This is a genomic window from Halarcobacter anaerophilus, assembly GCF_006459125.1.
Taxonomy (GTDB): domain Bacteria; phylum Campylobacterota; class Campylobacteria; order Campylobacterales; family Arcobacteraceae; genus Halarcobacter; species Halarcobacter anaerophilus.
Map to the genome: position 1 here is coordinate 780,203 of NZ_CP041070.1, position 18,227 is coordinate 798,429.

Here is an 18,227-nt window from a genome sequence, read left to right on the forward strand (position 1 = left end):
ATTGCATAAATTTATGATAACAGTTATCAATATTAGGAAACTTTAAGTTTACAAAGTGTAATATTTTGATATTGATTATCATTAAAAGGAGTATCGAATGTCAGTATTAATTATAGGTGGAGATAAAATAGATACCATCAAGGGAATTTTAGATGAACTTGGAAAGTTTTCAATAACTCACTGGGATACTAGAAAAAAATCAAGTGCTTGTAGAAAAGAGATTCCTAAAAATACGGATTATGTCTTAATGCTTACGGATTTTATAAATCATAATGCAATGTATAAATATAGAAAAGAGGCAAAAAAGAAAAATATTCCTTTAATCTGTACAAAAAGAAGTGCAAGTTCAGTACATTGTGAAGTGTGCAAGTTTTTAAAAATGGACAAATGCAAGGAGTAGAAAATGAGTGAGATTGTAATTAGTAAGTTAAGTCACTTTAGAAATTATAAGTATGAACCTCTTTCTAATAGAATTGTTAATCTAAGAGGAGCAACAAATGCCGATCTGGATGAGTTCTTGGCAATTGCACATATCTTAGACTCCAACTATATTAAGTATAAATTCTCTACTAATATTGATATTCGAATAATTGGGAAAAAATAATGGGAAAAATAGGTTTTGACGTAAATAACGAGTTTTTACCCTCTTTTGACAAGTTTCAAACGATGGTAAACAGAAGATTGATGTTTCTTAAACTTTATAATCAAGAAGTGCCTTGTGATATGAAGTTTTCAAAAAATGAAATTAATGAGTCGAAAAAAGAGACTCTTTTTAATATTTTTGCTAAAAAAATTTTAAAAAATTTAAAACATCCTACATATATTCAATCTCATATAACAAAGATTGATGTGGAATTGACAAACAAAATTAACACCTTTTTAAAAAAAGTGAATAAAAAGAGCGGCAGTTTATATAGATTTTCTCTTTTAAATAGCTTTGAAGAGAGAAATATCTCAACGGCTGCAAAATTGATTTGCATATTAGAAGAGTGCAATTACTCTTTTTATTTAGACGGGGAGAAAATCTTTAAAAATTTTGTTTTAAATAAGATTTTGCGTTCTAGTGAAAACAGAGAAGTAAGCGTAAATTTGGACTCAATAGATATAAAAAGCGAAGAGTATCTTTTTAAGACCAAAATTTTTACTTTTTGGGAGTTTATAAACAGCGAAAATTTAAAAATTGATAAACATATACAAAAAGCCGTTAACTGCATAAAAACTTCGGAATTCAATCAAGTATATCTTGTTTATCCAAAGAATGAAAATTTTAACAGACATATTCAAATCAAATGTGAAGATTTGGCAAACAGTGAATATATGATTAAATTAATACCGTATTCTATGCGTTCAACATTAAGATAAAGGAAGAAAAAAAATGAAAGCAATATTTTATGCAAGCAGCACCGGTAATACAGAAGATGTAGCAAATAAAATAAAAGATAAACTAGAAGATTTTGAACTTATTGATATAGCCTCACAGGGAGTATCGAAAATAAGTGAATGTGATTCGTTGATAATAGGAACACCTACTTGGGGTGAAGGAGATTTACAAGATGATTGGGAAGATAGTTTTGATGAATTACAAGAAATAGATTTTTCAAATAAAACAGTTGCTTTGTTTGGTCTAGGTGATCAAGAAAACTATTATGATGAGTTTGTAAACGCTATGGGAACTATGTATGAAGCTTTAAAAAGTAAAGGTGCAAATATTATAGGATTTACCTCTACTCAAGGATATGAATATGAAGAATCAACTGCTGAACTTGATGGAAAATTTGTAGGTTTGGTACTTGATGAAGACAATCAACCCGAACTTACGGATGAAAGAATTGCAAACTGGATAAGTGATATAAAAACAAAACTATAATATTGATAACTGTTATTAAAGTTTAAAGTAAAATCTGTTAATATTACAAAATTAATATAGATTATCATTTTCTATATTAAAACACAAGGAGAACAATTAATGAAAAAAATTAGTCTAGTAGCAGCTTCTTTACTATTATCTAGTAACTTAGTAGCAAATAATAGTATAGAAGAGGCTATTAAAGGTGGAACAATAAGCGGTGACGTAACACTTTACGGTGAGAGACAAAATAACAGCGGTCACAATACAGCTGATGAAAACGTAAAAGATTCTGGTTTTACAATGGGATCAATTAATCTTATGTATGAAACAGGAGACTTTAACGGTTTTAAAGCAGCTGTAGGATTTAGAGGTAATCATGATTTTTCAGAAGTAGAAGATAATGATTATTTTAACGAAGATGATGAGGGATACCAAGAAAAAACCGCTATTCTTCATACTGCAAATATCTCTTATACAAATGCTTATTTCGGTTTAACTTTCGGTAGACAAGAGATTGATTTGGAGTGGATGGGTGATTTTCATGAAGCTGCCGTATTAGCTGTGACAGCTATTCCCGATACGACAATTGTTGCCGGATATTCTGAAAGAATTGCAGTTGCCGATGAAGATGCCTTTTTAGAAAAATTCGATGACCTTGGTGACGGAGCATTTGTTTTAGATGCAAAGTATGAAGGTATTGAAAATTTAGTATTAAATCCATACTACTATAATGTTGATAAAGATGTTGAAGATGAAGATACGGGAAGACATAGAAATGCAGATGCCTCTTGGTATGGTTTAAAAGCGGATTTTGATACGGAAATGTTCGGAATTACACTTCACGGTGCAAAATCATCGGAAGATGAAAATGGAGTGGATGACGGACAGATTGTTCATGCAGAAGGTAGATTAAATATTGCGGGATTAGGTTTAGCAGCAGGATATATAAAGACTGATTCAGACGGAGGAATCGGTTCAATGGATGCAGCAGGAGACAATATTAATCCTTTTGATGCAATTATCGGAGGGGATGGTAACCAAGTCTATTCAACCGATGCAAAAACAGCTTATATTGCCGCAACTTATGAATTGGCAGGAATTGGATTAACAGCTGTTTACGGGCAAACAAAATATGACAATGAAGATGATGAAATAAAAGAAAAAGAGTTTGATTTAGGTGCTGAATACGGAATTACCGAAAATCTAAGTGTTGCTGCACTTTATATTAATGTAGATTCGGATAAACCAACTGAAGATTATGAAGATTACGATAAATTTACTCTAACTTTACAATACTCTTTTTAAAAAAGAAAGTGTATAGAAAAGGGAAGAAAAATCATTTCTTCCCTTTTTTTATAAGTTTTCTTCAGGTTTGGAAAAGTAAAAACCTTGAGAATATTCGATTTTTAACTCTTTTACTTTCTCATATATTTTCTCATCGCTTACAAACTCGGCAATCACTTTTATATTTGCCTCTTTTGCAAAGTTTACGATATTTTTTACAACCAAATAAGAGACTTTGTCATCTAGTATTTTTCTTATTATATTTCCGTCAATTTTTATAAAATCTGTTTTTATTTCCGTTAAATAAATAAAGTTTGAATAACCACTTCCAAAATCGTCTATATAGAGTTTGTAGCCTAAGTTTTTCAGCATAAGAAGATTCTTTTTTGCTCCGTCGTAATTTATAATATCTTCATTCTCTACTATTTCCAACCCTAATCTATTTGGGATATCGGGTTCATTTGCATAGTTTCTAAGAATTGCCAAAATCGAATCATTTACCACATCTTGAGGATTTAGATTAACATTTAAAGAGATATCTTTATTTTCCAAAAGTTTTTTATAACAAATATCTAATACGTATTTTGTAATATTTCTTGAGATAAAAGTTCCTTTTATTACAGGAAAGATTTTATCAGGGGTTATAATTTCACCTTTTTTATTAATTACTCTTAATAAAGCTTCATAATGTGAAGTATCTAAATTTTCATTATTTACGATTTTTTGATAATAACAAGTTAATCTTCTCTCTTCTATGGCATCTTTTATATCGTTTATTGTCATATAAAAGTTTTCATTTTGTTCATTTGAGTAAATTTCGATTTTATTTCTACCCTTGTTTTTTGCATTATACAGTGCAATATCGGCTAATTTGAAAGCATCTTGAAAAGTTCTTGATTTCCCCGGAGTAAGATTAACTCCTATTGATACCGTAAGGTTTATACTCTCTGTTTCGGAAATTCTAAATTTACTTTCTTGAATAGAATTAAAGACTCTTTCAAGTACGTTTAACGCGGATAAATGATTTTTCCTTTTTGTTTTTATAAGAATAAGAAACTCTTCTCCTCCGTATCTTACTATTGTATCGTCATTTACTCTTGTGCAAAGCTGCATAATATTTGCAACTTGTTTTAAGATTCTGTCTCCTGCATCATGTCCGTAGGTGTCATTGATTTTTTTGAAATAATCGATATCTATGGCAACTAAAAGATAATCATTTAAATTGATAAAATCTTTGTGCTCTTGAAGATAGTTTCTGTTAAATACATTGGTTAGTTTATCAATAAAGGCACTTTTTTTAGCCGTTACATATTTTATTGTTTGAACGACTAAGGCAATAATAAAAAACAAAATAATCAAAATAATCGTGATAATGGCATATTTCATTATTTTGATAATTTTATTTATATCTTCGATTTTTTTTACGGAGAAATCAATTGCCAAAATAAGTTTGACTTCATTTTTATTCAAAATAGGGATTAAATAGGTAATTGAGAGCTGATGTAAAAGAGGTTGTTTTATTAAAACGGGATTTTTAGTTTTGAAAATTTCAAGCCACTTGGGACTGTCAATATCAAATTTTTGATTAATAAAAGCCTTGTCCTCTTCTGCCGCATCTGCTAAAAATCTAAAAACTCCTTTTTTGTCCCTATAAAGCAGATATGCGTATTTGATATTTTTTGTTAAAAGGATATTTAGATTTTTTTCAACTTCTTTATGTAAGTTTTCATCTTTTTTAATATCTTCTATATAATTTGAGCTGTTTTTTAATAATTTGGAGATAGCTTTTGAGCTGTTTAAAGAGATGGAAATAACGTCACTAATAGAGATACTAAGCATTTTTTGTTCTAATTTTTTTTCCAGTTTTATTGTTCCGTAAAGAACAACAAACATTGATACAAAGATTATAAGAGAGAATAAGATTAAGTATTTTGGATTTTTTATTACGAATTTATTTTTCATCGTAATCCTCTATGAACTGATTATACTCTTTTGGAAGTTTTATTCTTTTTTTATTTAATCTTTTTTTGATTAAGACAATATTGGGGCGGCTTTTACTCCAAAAAAAAGCACCTAAAAATTTTCTGTTTTTTAGAAGTTTTTTATAATTGTTTGTAAAGAAAATTTTATTTTTTTCACCTTCACATTTTTTTAGATTAACTTTGTATTTTATAAAAATAAAGTTGGCTTCTTCACAATTATGAACTAAATCTACTTTGCTTGAATAGACTTTTTCATCCAATCTTTTTAAGTGGGGAATATAGAGTTTGACTTTTTTATCTTTTACTATATCTTTTGCAATTTTACTTATGATTTTTGCTTCTAAATCAATTACTTTATCATATTCATCAATCAAATATGTATAGTTTCGTGCTTCTAAAGAGAGAATCAATAAAGCTACTATAAATAAAACTCTCATTAAAATCTCCAATTTAAGCTAAATGAAACTTCTCTATCATAATCATCAATTAAAGATAGAGTAGGACCGTTAATGATTGATTGAGTTGATTTATCAAGTAAATTTGCTGCTTTTAAACTAAAACTTAAATTTTTTGTAAAATTATAAGTCGCACCTAAATTTAGATCAAAACTATCGTCTACATCCAAATCCATATAGGTAAAACCTTTTCTGTAAAGAACTGAAGCAAAATAACTAAACTTGTCAAAACTTTGCATATATTTAAAATATCCGCCGTGGGTATAGTTGTTTTCATTTTCCGTTAATTGGCTGGAAAAATAGTTTAGTTCTACTTTGCTTGTCTTGTTTATATTGTATAAATAGTCAAAAATAAAACCGTTTGTTTTTATAGTATGGTCAATATTTATAAAACCTATTGATTTTTCATGATATATATAATCATCAATATGTACGTTAAAATATTCTAAACTTATTCTGCTTTTGTTATATGTATAAGCCGTATCAAAAGTGAAATATTTATATTTCTGAGAATCTATTTTGTGATCTAAAAAAGATGAAAAATCAGTGTTATAAAATGAAGGAGGAATATGACTTATAGTATAAAAAGTTTTAAAACCTAAATTTTTTGTAGGAAGATATATGGAACCTATTCTGTAAAGAGTCTCGGTGCTATCTTCCATATAACCGTTTCTATGATATTTATCTACTTTAAAATTTCCTATTAAGATAAGATTATCTAAAATTTTATAATCATCTTGTATTGCAAGAGAGTATGAAGTCTCTTCATTAAAATCGTAAATCTCTCCAACTTTTGTGTTATTTATTTTTCTGTTTTTAGTATCATATTTAATATTTTTTATATTAAAAGCCGTAAAAAAATTGTTTTTTCGTGTTTTAAACTCTTTTGAAAGAGAAGCCGTTGTTTTGGTTAATTTTATATCTTCTTCATATGCTTTTATCCAATCTATTTTCATGGGGTTAAAATATGCAGGAATAGATATTCCTTCTTTATTTTCTTCTTTATACTCTCTATTTTGAACATCAACAGAAAGCGTAAATTTCAGGGATTTGTCCCTTTAAAATTTAGTGCTGTAATTTATAAAAAAATCGTTTGATGAGGTTTCTCCGTCATCTGATAAAGAGTCAAAAGACAATCCTTGGTAGTTGTCTTTTTTTAGGGTTGTATATGCTACGTTAATAGTGTTATTTCCGTCACCAATGTCTAGAAAAACATATTGCTGCGAGCTATTTGCATTTAAGTTGTTTTTATTATAATCTCTTTTAAAAAAATTATTTTGATTTGCAAAATAGGCAAAATATGACCAACCGTTTTCTAAAACAGTTGCATAAGAGATCTCTTGAGAATTTGTACTTTTACTTGTTATTGTTGTTTTTAGATTTGCACCGTTCTCTTTTGAGGCTTTTTTAGTATATACTCTGATAAATTCAATTCCTGTTTTATTTCCTAAAGTAAAAGAACCTTCACCGTAATAAACTTCAATATAATCAATAAGAGAAATAGGAAGATCATACCAACTTAAAAACGGAGATTGGGTATGTGCGGAACTTACTTCATGGTCATTAATAAAAAGTCTGAAAAAGCCACTTGCATCGGCTTTTGTTCCCACAAGAGACAAAGTACTTACTCCTAAAGCATTTCTATTTAGACTTGTAATAGGAAGCTCTTTTAATACTTCGCTTAGCTTGTCATACTGCATAAGTTTTAACTCTTTTTGGGAGTAGATTCTTGCATGACCCATTTTTTCATTTAGTGTTTGAAGTGAATTTTTTGAAGTATCTTCATACTCTTCTAAGAGATTTTGTAAAGAGGAGGCAGAACAAAAATTAAAAAGTAATAAAATTAAAAGTAGTCTAGACACTAATTTCCTAATGAATGGTTTTTCATTTATTATTATACTTTTTATCTTTTAAAGATTAGTAAAAAGTTAAAAAAAGATTTTTTGAAAGATCTTCTAAAAAAGGAGATCTTCCAAATTTATTTATTTTCTTCCAAAAGATGTTCATATCTTTTATCCGTTAATAGTTTTAAAAAGGCTACTAAAGCATCGATTTTTCTATCATTTTGTTTTTTTGCTTTTAATTCATCCAAAGATATAGTATCTTTTACTTCCGGTTCTTCCCAAGGTTTTTTTGTTTCCGGATTTATTTTTCTATCTTTATTGTTATATTTATCATAAAACTCAACAACTGTTCTTAAATCTTTAAAAACTCCGTTATGCATATATGGAGCGGTTACGGCAACGTTTCTTAGTGTAGGAACTTTATATTTTCCTCTTTTGCTTTTGTCCGTAACCTCAGGATTTGCCAGTAATCCGTCGTCATGTATTTTTACTCCGTTTTTAGCTCTTAAATTTTTGTTTTCAGGTACACCTATATTATGATATTCATAATTGGTAAAAGTTTCTCCTTTTTTATCTTCTCCTTTTAAAACATGGCAAGTTGCGCATGAGTTATTGTTATTTGAGAAGAACAAAGATCTTCCTAAATCTTCAAGAGGAGTCAAATCATATTTACCTTCTAAAAATCTGTCATATTTTGAATCAAAAGGTGCAAACTCTTTTGTCATTTCAAACTTTTCGATAGAATCAGTCATAGCCCAATATGCTTTATCTACAGAGTTGAAAATATTGTCTCCGTAAATAGTTTTTAGAGTATTAATATAATACTCATTCTCTTTTAATCTATCAACTACGCTTTTTTTGTCGGGCATTCCCATTTCAATAGGATTTAAAGGAGGTCCGCCTGCTTGTCCTGCCAGTGTTGCTTCTCTACCGTCCCAAAATTGACCGCCTATGTATTTTTTCTTTTTTTTGTCATAATGGAATTTAGGACTAAACATTGCGTAGGTTGCCGTAGGAGCTTGTCTGTCTCCTATTGATTTTCCGTTATCGCCCATAGATGCCATAGAGTTTACACCGTTGTTTCTGTCATCGGTAAAACCTTTTTGGGGATTATGGCAGGTTGCACAAGCCTGAGTTCTGTTTTTAGATAAATTTTTATCAAAAAAAAGCGCTTGTCCTAGTTGTTCTTTCATTTTTATTTTTTTTGCCAAATCTTCTTTTGTGGGTGTTGTATTTGAACAAGCATTTAAAAGAAATGCACTTAAAATAAAAGTGCCGAATTTCAAATATTTCATTAATTTTTCCTTCTTAAAATATTTATAAATGGATAAAATATAATTTTAATAAGCGACTCATAGTTTTTCATCTGTTCTTTTCTTAAACCGAATTTCAAAACATTCACTTCATGTGAAAGTTTTAAACTTCCGAAAACTCTGTCCCAAATAGCCAAATAACTTCCGTAATTTTTATTAAAATATTTTTTACTGTGGTGTATTTGGTGTTGTTTTGGGGATATTAACCATTTTTCCAAAAATTTAAAGTATCCCAAAGGAATATGAGAGTGTCTTAAGTTAGAACCTAAAAGAGAAAAAACAAAAACAAAAATATTTGCTCCCAAGATTTCATAAAGTCCGATTTTTGAACCAAAAAAGTATATAAAAACTCCGGTTACCAAACCTATACTTAAAGAGTATCTAAAGCCGTATAAAATATTTTCAACGGGATGAACCCTGTAAAAAGTTAAAGGATTTAAAACTTTTGCACTATGATGTACTTTATGAAAATCCCATAATAACGGGATTGTATGTAGAAATCTGTGAAGCCAATATCTAGTAAAGTCACTTACGACAAAGATTGTAATTGTATATAAAACAATAATCATTTCATAAGAGATAGATTGAATATGATTAAAACCAAAGTTATAGTATAAGTATTTATTTACTGAAAATGCTACTGTTTTTGCACTGATTACAATAGGAAAAATCAGTGAAATTTTTATAAAGTATGATAATAAAAAGTAGTAATAATCAAGTTTTGAACTTGGATGCAACCAAAGTTTTGAACTGAAATTTACTCTTTTATATTTTCTGTTAAAATAGATAAAAACTATTGCTATGGCAAAAGAAGAGAGTAGATAAATCCAATAAGTTCTTCTTCCTGAATTTATCAAATACTCAAATACTAAATAATCATTCAATCTAAAATCCTCTTAATCCCCGTCTGCTTCAATAATTTTTGCATTAATAGAGAGCTCTTCAATAATTTCCAAAAACAGAATCAAATGAATATTGCTGACCTCTTCATATAACTCTTTAGCGTTTGAAAAATCGTCATTTTTTATATTTTTAACAAGTTTTAAAGAGTTGTTTATAGATTCTCTTAAATCTTTCACCTGTGTACCATCGGTGATTTCAAGAAGATAATCTCCGTAATCTTTAAACTCTTTATTTTCGAAAATCTCTTTGAATGTCTCTAAAATAGCCTTTATAGCATTTGCGCTGTTTTTACTAAAATAGTATTCTGCTCTGCTGTTTAAAGGTTTCCCTTCATACTTTTTAGTCTCTCCTATTACGTCTCCTATTCTCCACTCTTTTAATTTATAAGTATTTTGGATAATTGCATTGATAGTAATAGAGTTGGCTTTTTTTAAATCACTTAAAAAGTTTTTCTCTTGGAGTTTATATTCACTTTGTATCTCTAACATTAACTCTTTTAATCTATCAAGAATTGTTAAAACAATCAAATTAACTCTTTCATTTTTTATATCTTTTGAAAAAAGAGTATATTCTAAAGCATTGATTGATTTAAAAGAGTTTTTAAATAGGGCAATAGAGGGTGAATCACCGCTTTTTATCGCTCTGTCTAACTGTTTTGCAATATCTTCGCTGTTGTTGTGGAAAATATCGAAATATCTTGGAAGATCGATATAATCATCGTTTAAATCTCCCAACAAATAAAAAGCTTGAACACTTTTCCAAGATTTTACCAATGAAGTAAAATCCTCTTTTGTTTTCTTCTCTTTTTTCTCTTCTACGGATTGCTTTAAAGTATCAATATCTTTTAAAGTTCTATTTACATCTTTTAATATAACTTTTTCATAAAGATTTTTTAAAACCTCTTTGTTGTCTTTAGTATCATCTGCAACTGCAAAAAGTGATAATAAAGTAACTAATAATAAACTTTTAATTAATTTCATTTTATACCTCTTCTAAAAATTTAAGTAGTTTTTCTCTTTTACTTTTTTCAAGATTCATATAAGACTCTTTTATGTTTTGAGCCTCTCCTTGATGCCAAAGAATAGCTTCTTGGAATGTTCTTGCTCTTCCATCATGTAAAAGTCTGGGTTTTTTCCCGTTTATTTTTTCATGAAGTGCTAATCCCCATAAAGGAGCCGTTCTCCACTCTGTGCCTGTTGCTCTAAATTCACTTCTTTTATCGGCTAAGCCTTCTCCCATATCATGAAGCAGCAGATCCGTAAAAGGAGCAATTTCTATTCCGCTTTTTGTTGTAAATGAAGATATATGACATTTGTTACAACCGATTTGCTTAAATATTCTTAGACCCTCTTTATACTCTTTTGTTTTTTCTGCCGTATATGTTTTTCTTTTTTCTACATAATAAGTTATTGCATCTAATCTTTCTTGTGTTATATCAAAAGGATCTCTTGCTTTAGGTGCTTTTTTACACTCGATTTGTTTTGAAGTACAAGTATCAAAAGGGTAATAAACAGTTGTTAATCCCATATCGTTATTTGCAGCATCTGCCACTTGGTGTTTAACGGAAGTTATATTTGCTTTCCAGCTAAATCTTCCTAATTCAACTCTTTTTGTAATAGGTGAATAAGCATAATTTGCTTTTCCTGATATTCCGTCACTGTTTCTGTCAAATTCATCTTCGTTTTTAAGAATATCCTCTTTTGAAATATCTTCTAATAAACCTATACCGTTTAAAGAAGGTGCTAGTCTAAAAGTAAGAATTGAGTCTTTATGAAGTTCGCCGTATTGCAGCTGTTTTAAAGCATAATGGGGTTTTAAAAGAGTATCAACTTCTCCGTCAGGGAATGTTATTTGAATTTTCTCATAAGTAATACCGGCTTTTGCTTCAAAGTTTACACCGTGAACACCGTTTATTGATATTTGGTTTCCATAACTTGGTTCGGGTACTAATCCCATTTTTTCTATAAGGGCTTTATGCTCTTTAGAGTTATTACTCTTTATTGATAGTTTTGGAATAAGACTTCTTGAAAAATCACCGTTTTTATTATACAAATTTCCTCTTCCGTTGCCCGGATGGCAACTTGCACAGGTATTTGCATTAAACAAAGGACCTAAACCGTCTCTTGCAGTTGTAGCACTTGGAGCTTCAACCCAAGGAATTCTAAAAAAACTTTTTCCTAAAATAAATTTGTCGTACTGCTCATCACTAAGTTGTGATATTGGTTTAAGAAGTAAAGAGTTATTTTTATCAGTTGATAAATCTTTGCTTGAACTATTAACGGCAAAAAGCCCCATAGCAAAAATTGCTATAAGGCTTTTATTTAAGGCTTGTTTTGTAATCGAAAAATTAAATCTTAGTTTCTTCTGGATCTGTAACATCATCTGTACTTAACGAAACTCCGTTTGCTTGTGCAACTGCAACCATTTGGTCACCTAATTTTCTCAACTCGTTTTTAAGTTTTACAATAACTTTTGCTTGAGGATTATCAGGTCTTATTTGATAATCGAAGTGAGCAGTAGTTTTTGCTATTTTATCAATGCTTGCAATTTTTACTTCAATTGATTTCATAAGAGCAATAATTTTTGCTTTTTCTTCAACTGAAACAGCATCTAAAAGAGAAGAACCGTAAGATTTACCCATATATGATGAAGTTAAAACATTTTTAAATCCTAAATAGTTTGTAACAATATCTCTGTGTGTATTATCAGAAAAACAAGAGTGTTCATCTTCTTCTGACGGAGTTAATACAGCAACGGCAATTCTTTCGTTTGCAAGTTCTGATTTTATAAATACACCCATTCCTGCAATAATTTGTTTTAAAGCAGTATTTGTCGGAATATTTTTATTTGCATCTTTTCCTGTTAGTTTTCCTAAAAAGGCATTTTTATATAATCCGTTATCTTCCCACGCATTAGATACTGTTTCTAAATCATTAACAATTTTATCCGTTGATGCTTTTAGGTATGTCAATCTTCTTTGAGCGTTTTTATCTGTTGTAAAATCAGATAAAGGTCTTTGTCCCGCAGTTAAAGGTCCGTTTGTTATTGAATCTTTCATAAAGTTTGAATAATCTTGATCTTGTCCCCAAAGTAAAAATTCAACTGCATGATAACCTGTAGATACATTTGCTTCTCCACCGTTTTCATTTAAAGCAGTAAGTGAATCAATTGTGATTTTAGAAACATCAACTGCACTTGAATCTTCACCGCCTGGATTAAAACTACCTTTTGTATCGATAATATTTCCTGAAGTTGTTTTTCCGTCTGCATCTGTTGTATAATCAATCATATTTTCATCTAAAGGCCAAGCATTGATTTGTCCTTCAAGTGCTCCGTAAGTATCTGCTACCCAACCTTCTTCTGCATCAATAGGACCGTTTGAAAGTCTGAAAATTTCAGTTTGCCCGTAAGATTCTCTTGAAGTAAGCCAAGCTTTTTTTGCATTTTCAAGTGTTGTGCCAGTGGGATTTTTAACAAAAGCATTAATTGCTGCTTGTAAAGCTTTTGCATCTTTTAGTGCATCACCGTAAGTATCTTGAGCAATTTTTGCATAAGAGTTTAATATATTTTCCGTTTTATTCTCAACTTTTATCGATGCTGTTTTTGTATTTTCAGAAGTTGTAGAACAACCTGCAAACGCTAATGCAGCTGCAAAACTTATAGAAGCTGTGATTAATTTCGTTTTTTTCATTTAGTTTCCTTTTTATTATTTAAGAGAATGATATCTTAATTACTATTTTAATAATTAATATCAAGAATGTGGAGGAATTCTATTATTATCAAGCTTAACAAACACTTAATACTAATAATGGTTATCAATAAAAAGAAAAATAATACAAGAGAAAAATAACAGATTTATAAATGTTTAAGTTTATTAGATATATTATTATAATAATGATTATCAAAATAGTTTAAAGGAGAATTTATGTCAGATTACAGAATAAGAGCGGAAATTAACAGGTTGGTGGAACAAAACAATATAGAAGATCCTAAAAAATCAATTTGCCCAATTATAAAAATCATAAAAATGAGACACAAGCAATTAGATACGAATAGAATTTTAAAAGTTGCAAAAGAGGTTTTTATAGAAGAGTAAGTTTTTTTTAATTATACTTTTATGATATTAATTATTAAAATTGTACTTATATAGCTCTTATTATGTTTATAAGAATAGATATTGCAAATATCTTTTAAAGAAGATTTTAATTTGAATTATAAATAGTATACTAAGAGCAGAGGTTAAAAGAAAATGAACGACGAAATTATTATAAAAAGCGTAGCAAACAACAGAGTCAGATTAAAATCCGACTTGTTTGCATTAAGTTCCAATTTGGAACTTATAGAAAATGAGTTTAAAGATATTTTTATAGATTTTAGAAAAAATATTTCCTGTAAATCGATTATCTTTAAATATAACCTTAATATAACACTTGACAGTGTAATTGAGAGATTAAATAATTTATTTAATATAACTGCATCTATTCCTGCAAGTAAAGCTATATGCGGTACAAGTTGCAGCAGTTGTAGTTTGAAAAAGCATGATGAAAAGTCCTGGAAAAGAAAACTTTTTGAATTTGCTCTTTTAAGCGGTTATGCAATCTATATTTTTGTAAGTGAAAATATTTTAGGAGCAACAATTGCTTCAACTGCTTTTAGCTTAGTGGGAATTATCTCTTTTGTAGCAGCAATTCCGCTTTTAAAAGAGTCTTTAGAGGATATAAAACAAAAAAGATTTACTCTTCAAACTTTTATGAGCGGAACACTTCTTCTTGCAATTTTCTTTGGAGAAGCAACGGCAGCTTTTGAAATTATCTATATTTTAAGAGGCGGAATGCTGCTTGAAGAGTATATTGCAAATAGATCAAGACAAGAGATTCAAAATTTAGTTGAATTAGATGTAAAAAAAGTTTATGTTTTAGTTGATGATGTTGAGATAGAAGTAAATATAGAAGAGCTAAAACAAAACGATATAGTTGTTTGCAGAAGCGGAGAAAAAATTCCCGTTGACGGAATAATTACCCAAGGAAGTGCTGAAATAAATGAAGCAATTATAAACGGAAGAAGCGAACCTGAATATAAAAAAGAGTCAGATGAGGTCTTTGCGGGAACTGTTTGTGAGAGAGGAAGAGTTTTTATAAAAGTTATTGCTTTGGGAAATGAAACTTATATCTCAAGAACAATGAGAGAAGTAGAACTCTCTTTAATGCAAAAATCTCCAAGTGAATTAGAAGCGGATAGATTGGCAAACAGACTTCTTAAACTTGGAACAGCTTTAACAGTAGGTACTTTTTTATTAACAGGCTCTTTTAGTGCAGCCTTTTCCGTTATGATAATTATGTCTTGTCCTTGTGCAACGGTATTAGCTGCTTCAACGGCAATAAGCGGTGGAATTGCAAATGCTGCAAAACAAGGAATTTTAATAAAAGGCGGAGATGCCTTAGAAAATGTTAGTAAAAGTGAAGTTTTTTGTTTTGATAAAACAGGAACTTTGACAACAGGAAAACCCGTAATCACGGATATAATCTCTTTAAGCAATAAAGATGAAAAACTGTTATTAGAGTATGCTGCATCGGCTGAATACAGAAATTCTCATCCTCTTGCAAATTCAATCGTAAAATATGCAGATGAAAAAAACATAGAGATAAATCAAAATATTTTAAGTGAAGTCATTCCAGGTTTCGGAGTTAAATCAAAAATCGATGATAAAAGACTTCTAGTAGGTAACAAAGCTTTATTAAACAGATATAAAATTTCTTTAAAAGATTATAAAAATGTTAGTTCAAAACTACTAAACAGCGGCAAAACGGCAGTTTATATAGCATTGGACGATGAAATTTTAGGAGTTCTTGGCTTTACTCATGAAGTAAGAAAAGGAACAAAACAGATGATTGAGGATTTAAGACAAAGAGGAGTTAAACATATAGCTTTATTAACAGGTGATGAGGTTAAAGTGGCAAACGGTTTTGCTCTTGATTTCGGTTTTGATTCTGTTTTTGCAAATCAATCTCCTAAAGGCAAAGCCGATGCAATAGAAGAGTTGAAGAAAAAATACAAAAGCGTTGTTATGGTAGGAGATGGAGTAAATGATACTTATGCTATGAGTAAAGCAGATGTTGCAATCTCTTTTGCAGCAGGTGGAAGTGAAGCCGCTATTGCAGTATCGGATGTAGCAATCACACACTCACATCCCGAAGATATCGTTAATCTATATGATGTAAGTAAAAAAAGCTTGAATGTAGTAAATCAAAATTATTATATAGGAACAAGTACAAATTTAGCGGGTGTTGCTTTGTCTGCCATGGGAAGATTAACCCCTGTAGGTGCGGGTTTGATCCATATCGGACATACAATAGGAATTATGGCAAACTCTTCAAGATTGGCTATTGATGATAATAATTCTTGATTTATATTAAGTTAAGTTTAAAATAGAAGTGTAGATAATTGTGAATAATAAAAAGGAATATAAAATTGATTACAACAGAAAAATTAATAGAGATTAGTTCTTATTTAACTTTGGTTCACCATATAAAAGGAAGAATAAGAGTTAGGGTAAATCCCAAAATAAAAGAACAGAGTCAAAATATAACTTTAGAAGATATTGAAGATATTCCTAATAAAATAGATGGAATAAAAAAAATAAAGATAAATAAAATTGTAGGTTCAATAACAATTGAATATGATAATAAAATATTTCCTGATAAATTATGGAAAGATTTGATTGGTCAAGAAAATTTAGAAGAGATTGCAGAAATTTTAAACAAGCTTGAAAAAGAGGTGGCATAATGCAAGAAAATATTCAAGAAAACACAGTAACGCAGGAACAACTGGAAACAAAGCAAGATAGTATAATAAAAAATTTTGATGAAGATCTGCTAAAAGGTTTAAGAGTAGATCCAAACTATAATGAACCGGTTTTAGATCAAGTCTTAAGAATAGCTATCTATGATGAGTATCATGCTTATGAAACATATAGAAAAATATTGGAAAAATTTGGTAACGTATCACCTTTTTCAAATATTTTAGAAGCAGAAATAAGACATTATCAAGAGTTGGCTTTAATATTGGAAAAACATCAAGTTCCTATGCCCGTAAATGACTGGGAAGGTAAAATCGAAGCCCCGAACTCTTTATTGGAAGCTTCTGAAATAGCAGTTGCAGCAGAAATCGATAATATAAAAATGTATGATAATCTAATCTCTTATGCTAAAGATTATCCAGATGTTTTAGACACTCTTTACAGAATGCAAGCTGCTTCTTATAATAATCATCTTCCAAGTTTCAGACAGGCTGTAATTAATCATTCAAGCAGTGATACACAAGTAAACGTAAATGAAATTTATCAACAATATTCGCAACATAATATAGATGAAGCAATTTCAAAAATGGATGAATTCGGTCAAATGGCTTCAAAATTTGCTTCAGGACAAGTTACCCAAGAAGATATGTTAAAGCTTTTAAGTAATACAAATCTCTCTTTTATAGGCGGAGCTTTGTTAGGAGCCGTAGGTGCAGGTGTTTTATCTCAAATGACGAAAGAAAAAAGCGAAGATATCCAAGAAGACGAGGAGGTGTAATATGCCGTTAATTCCGTTTGCCTTAGGAGCTGTTATAGGCAGTTCTTTAGTGTTGTTATTTTCAAAAAAGAAAAAATCTAAAAAGGAGAAATAATGTTACCGTTCATAGCAGGTATAGCAGCAGGAGCAGTTGCAGTTGTTGCATACAATAATAATAAAAAAATCAGAAAAAACGTAAATGAAGGTGCAAAAAAAGCCAAACATCTTGCCCAAGAGGGATATGAAAAAACAAAAGAGTTTGCAAAAGACGTAAAAGCAAGCGTTGATGAAAAAGTCGAGTCTTTAAAATCAAAAAAAGAAGAGAAGAAAATTGAAAAAGAGGGAGAAACAGCCAATGGCAACGAGTAGTTTATCAATTAATACAGGTGCACCAAGAAATGTAACAGGGCATGTAGTAAGCGGTTCATTAGCAGCAGGGGCACTTGCTGCGGCTATAAATTATAATAAATATAAAAACGGTGAAATTCAAAAGAGTGAAGCTATTAACAGTTCAATTAAACTCTCTGCTCAAGGTGGAATTGCAACAGGAAGTGCAATTGCAGCGGCTAATTATTTAGGGCAGGGAAATATAGTTAATATGCTTACTGCAATTTCAGTAGGTGTTATGGGTGTTTATGCAGTGGAAAAAGTAAGTGATAAATTAACTCAAAGAAAAGAAATCGAAGCAGAAGAGGAAAAATAATGCAAAATAATACAATAGATACAAATCCATATATAAATAATCAAAATCAGGCACAACAAGATCTTAACTTAGCAAATCAAAACCCGTATATAAGCGATAATACGACTGCTGCAAATACAAATTCAAGTCTTTTAGGCAGTTTTGATACAAATAAATTTTTATTAGGTGCCGTAATAGGAGCTGTGGGAGCTTATGTTCTTACAAATGAAAAAGCACAAAAAACAATTTTTAAAACTATTGCAAAAGGAAGTGCTTTGTTCGGTGCAGGAATCGAAGAGATGAAAGAGAGATTTGAAGACGCAAAAGCTGAAATGGAAGCTCAAAAAGAGGATTAAACAGAT

The 18,227-nt window shown here is 29.8% G+C and carries 21 protein-coding genes; 12 read left to right on the forward strand and 9 right to left on the reverse strand.

Features of this window, described 5'->3' with window-relative positions; genetic code table 11:
- Positions 1 to 97: 97 nt before the first annotated feature.
- From AANAER_RS03835 to AANAER_RS03855, 5 genes are all read left to right on the forward strand, one after another.
- Positions 98 to 400 carry a DUF2325 domain-containing protein gene (locus tag AANAER_RS03835; protein ID WP_044415875.1) on the forward strand — a complete coding sequence of 101 codons (303 nt, stop codon included), beginning with the start codon at positions 98 to 100 and terminating at the stop codon, positions 398 to 400.
- Between the two features lie 3 nt (positions 401 to 403).
- Positions 404 to 604 (forward strand): hypothetical protein, encoded by a 201-nt coding sequence (locus tag AANAER_RS03840; protein WP_044415874.1) that lies wholly within the window; start codon positions 404 to 406, stop codon positions 602 to 604.
- Positions 604 to 1,362: a hypothetical protein gene (locus tag AANAER_RS03845; RefSeq protein WP_129082596.1), complete on the forward strand. Its 759-nt coding sequence runs from the start codon at positions 604 to 606 to the stop codon at positions 1,360 to 1,362. The genes AANAER_RS03840 and AANAER_RS03845 overlap by 1 nt, the downstream gene beginning before the upstream one ends.
- A 13-nt stretch (positions 1,363 to 1,375) precedes the next feature.
- The gene (locus AANAER_RS03850; RefSeq protein WP_129082595.1) at positions 1,376 to 1,867 is read left to right on the forward strand and encodes a flavodoxin; all 492 of its coding nucleotides are present in this window, start codon (positions 1,376 to 1,378) and stop codon (positions 1,865 to 1,867) included.
- Between the two features lie 99 nt (positions 1,868 to 1,966).
- Complete coding sequence (locus tag AANAER_RS03855) at positions 1,967 to 3,154, forward strand: Opr family porin (protein WP_044415869.1); 1,188 nt, start codon at positions 1,967 to 1,969, stop codon at positions 3,152 to 3,154.
- Between the two features lie 48 nt (positions 3,155 to 3,202).
- On the opposite strand, the gene AANAER_RS03860 is transcribed toward AANAER_RS03855, so the two are convergent.
- From AANAER_RS03860 to AANAER_RS03900, 9 genes are all read right to left on the reverse strand, one after another.
- On the reverse strand, positions 3,203 to 5,095 hold the full coding sequence (locus AANAER_RS03860; protein ID WP_129082594.1) for an EAL domain-containing protein: 1,893 nt from the start codon (positions 5,093 to 5,095) through the stop codon (positions 3,203 to 3,205).
- Entirely contained in the window at positions 5,085 to 5,552 is a 468-nt protein-coding gene (locus AANAER_RS03865) for a hypothetical protein (RefSeq protein WP_129082593.1), read from the reverse strand. Before AANAER_RS03865 ends, AANAER_RS03860 begins: the two co-directional genes overlap by 11 nt.
- On the reverse strand, positions 5,552 to 6,526 hold the full coding sequence (locus tag AANAER_RS03870; protein WP_129082592.1) for a TonB-dependent receptor domain-containing protein: 975 nt from the start codon (positions 6,524 to 6,526) through the stop codon (positions 5,552 to 5,554). The genes AANAER_RS03865 and AANAER_RS03870 overlap by 1 nt, the downstream gene beginning before the upstream one ends.
- A gap of 102 nt (positions 6,527 to 6,628) precedes the next feature.
- Positions 6,629 to 7,432 (reverse strand): TonB-dependent receptor plug domain-containing protein, encoded by an 804-nt coding sequence (locus tag AANAER_RS03875; RefSeq protein ID WP_129082591.1) that lies wholly within the window; start codon positions 7,430 to 7,432, stop codon positions 6,629 to 6,631.
- A 116-nt stretch (positions 7,433 to 7,548) separates the two neighbouring features.
- On the reverse strand, positions 7,549 to 8,709 hold the full coding sequence (locus AANAER_RS03880) for a cytochrome-c peroxidase (protein WP_129082590.1): 1,161 nt from the start codon (positions 8,707 to 8,709) through the stop codon (positions 7,549 to 7,551).
- On the reverse strand, positions 8,709 to 9,611 hold the full coding sequence (locus tag AANAER_RS03885; protein WP_129082589.1) for a sterol desaturase family protein: 903 nt from the start codon (positions 9,609 to 9,611) through the stop codon (positions 8,709 to 8,711). The genes AANAER_RS03880 and AANAER_RS03885 overlap by 1 nt, the downstream gene beginning before the upstream one ends.
- Positions 9,612 to 9,623: 12 nt before the next feature.
- Positions 9,624 to 10,610: an imelysin family protein gene (locus AANAER_RS03890; protein ID WP_129082588.1), complete on the reverse strand. Its 987-nt coding sequence runs from the start codon at positions 10,608 to 10,610 to the stop codon at positions 9,624 to 9,626.
- 1 nt (position 10,611) lies between these two features.
- Complete coding sequence (locus tag AANAER_RS03895) at positions 10,612 to 12,009, reverse strand: di-heme oxidoredictase family protein (RefSeq protein ID WP_228711168.1); 1,398 nt, start codon at positions 12,007 to 12,009, stop codon at positions 10,612 to 10,614.
- Entirely contained in the window at positions 11,978 to 13,321 is a 1,344-nt protein-coding gene (locus tag AANAER_RS03900; RefSeq protein ID WP_129082586.1) for an imelysin family protein, read from the reverse strand. The genes AANAER_RS03895 and AANAER_RS03900 overlap by 32 nt, the downstream gene beginning before the upstream one ends.
- Before the next feature lie 234 nt (positions 13,322 to 13,555).
- Here AANAER_RS03900 and AANAER_RS14940 point away from each other — a divergent pair, with 234 nt between their 5' ends.
- The 7 genes from AANAER_RS14940 (at position 13,556) to AANAER_RS03930 (ending at position 18,221) form a co-directional block, all read left to right on the forward strand.
- Positions 13,556 to 13,726, forward strand: a complete 171-nt coding sequence (locus AANAER_RS14940) for a hypothetical protein (RefSeq protein WP_157840819.1) — start codon at positions 13,556 to 13,558, stop codon at positions 13,724 to 13,726.
- Positions 13,727 to 13,879: 153 nt separating this feature from the next.
- Positions 13,880 to 16,033, forward strand: a complete 2,154-nt coding sequence (locus AANAER_RS03905) for a heavy metal translocating P-type ATPase (protein WP_129082585.1) — start codon at positions 13,880 to 13,882, stop codon at positions 16,031 to 16,033.
- A gap of 65 nt (positions 16,034 to 16,098) precedes the next feature.
- The gene (locus AANAER_RS03910) at positions 16,099 to 16,413 is read left to right on the forward strand and encodes an HMA2 domain-containing protein (RefSeq protein WP_129082584.1); all 315 of its coding nucleotides are present in this window, start codon (positions 16,099 to 16,101) and stop codon (positions 16,411 to 16,413) included.
- Positions 16,413 to 17,204, forward strand: coding sequence for a ferritin-like domain-containing protein (locus tag AANAER_RS03915; RefSeq protein WP_129082583.1), 792 nt, complete (start codon positions 16,413 to 16,415; stop codon positions 17,202 to 17,204). The genes AANAER_RS03910 and AANAER_RS03915 overlap by 1 nt, the downstream gene beginning before the upstream one ends.
- Positions 17,205 to 17,297: 93 nt before the next feature.
- A complete protein-coding gene (locus AANAER_RS03920) occupies positions 17,298 to 17,552 on the forward strand; it encodes a YtxH domain-containing protein (RefSeq protein ID WP_129082582.1) in 255 nt (84 codons plus the stop codon).
- Positions 17,539 to 17,886, forward strand: coding sequence for a magnetosome protein MamC (locus AANAER_RS03925; protein ID WP_129082581.1), 348 nt, complete (start codon positions 17,539 to 17,541; stop codon positions 17,884 to 17,886). The genes AANAER_RS03920 and AANAER_RS03925 overlap by 14 nt, the downstream gene beginning before the upstream one ends.
- On the forward strand, positions 17,886 to 18,221 hold the full coding sequence (locus AANAER_RS03930) for a YtxH domain-containing protein (protein ID WP_129082580.1): 336 nt from the start codon (positions 17,886 to 17,888) through the stop codon (positions 18,219 to 18,221). The genes AANAER_RS03925 and AANAER_RS03930 overlap by 1 nt, the downstream gene beginning before the upstream one ends.
- Positions 18,222 to 18,227 lie beyond the last annotated feature (6 nt).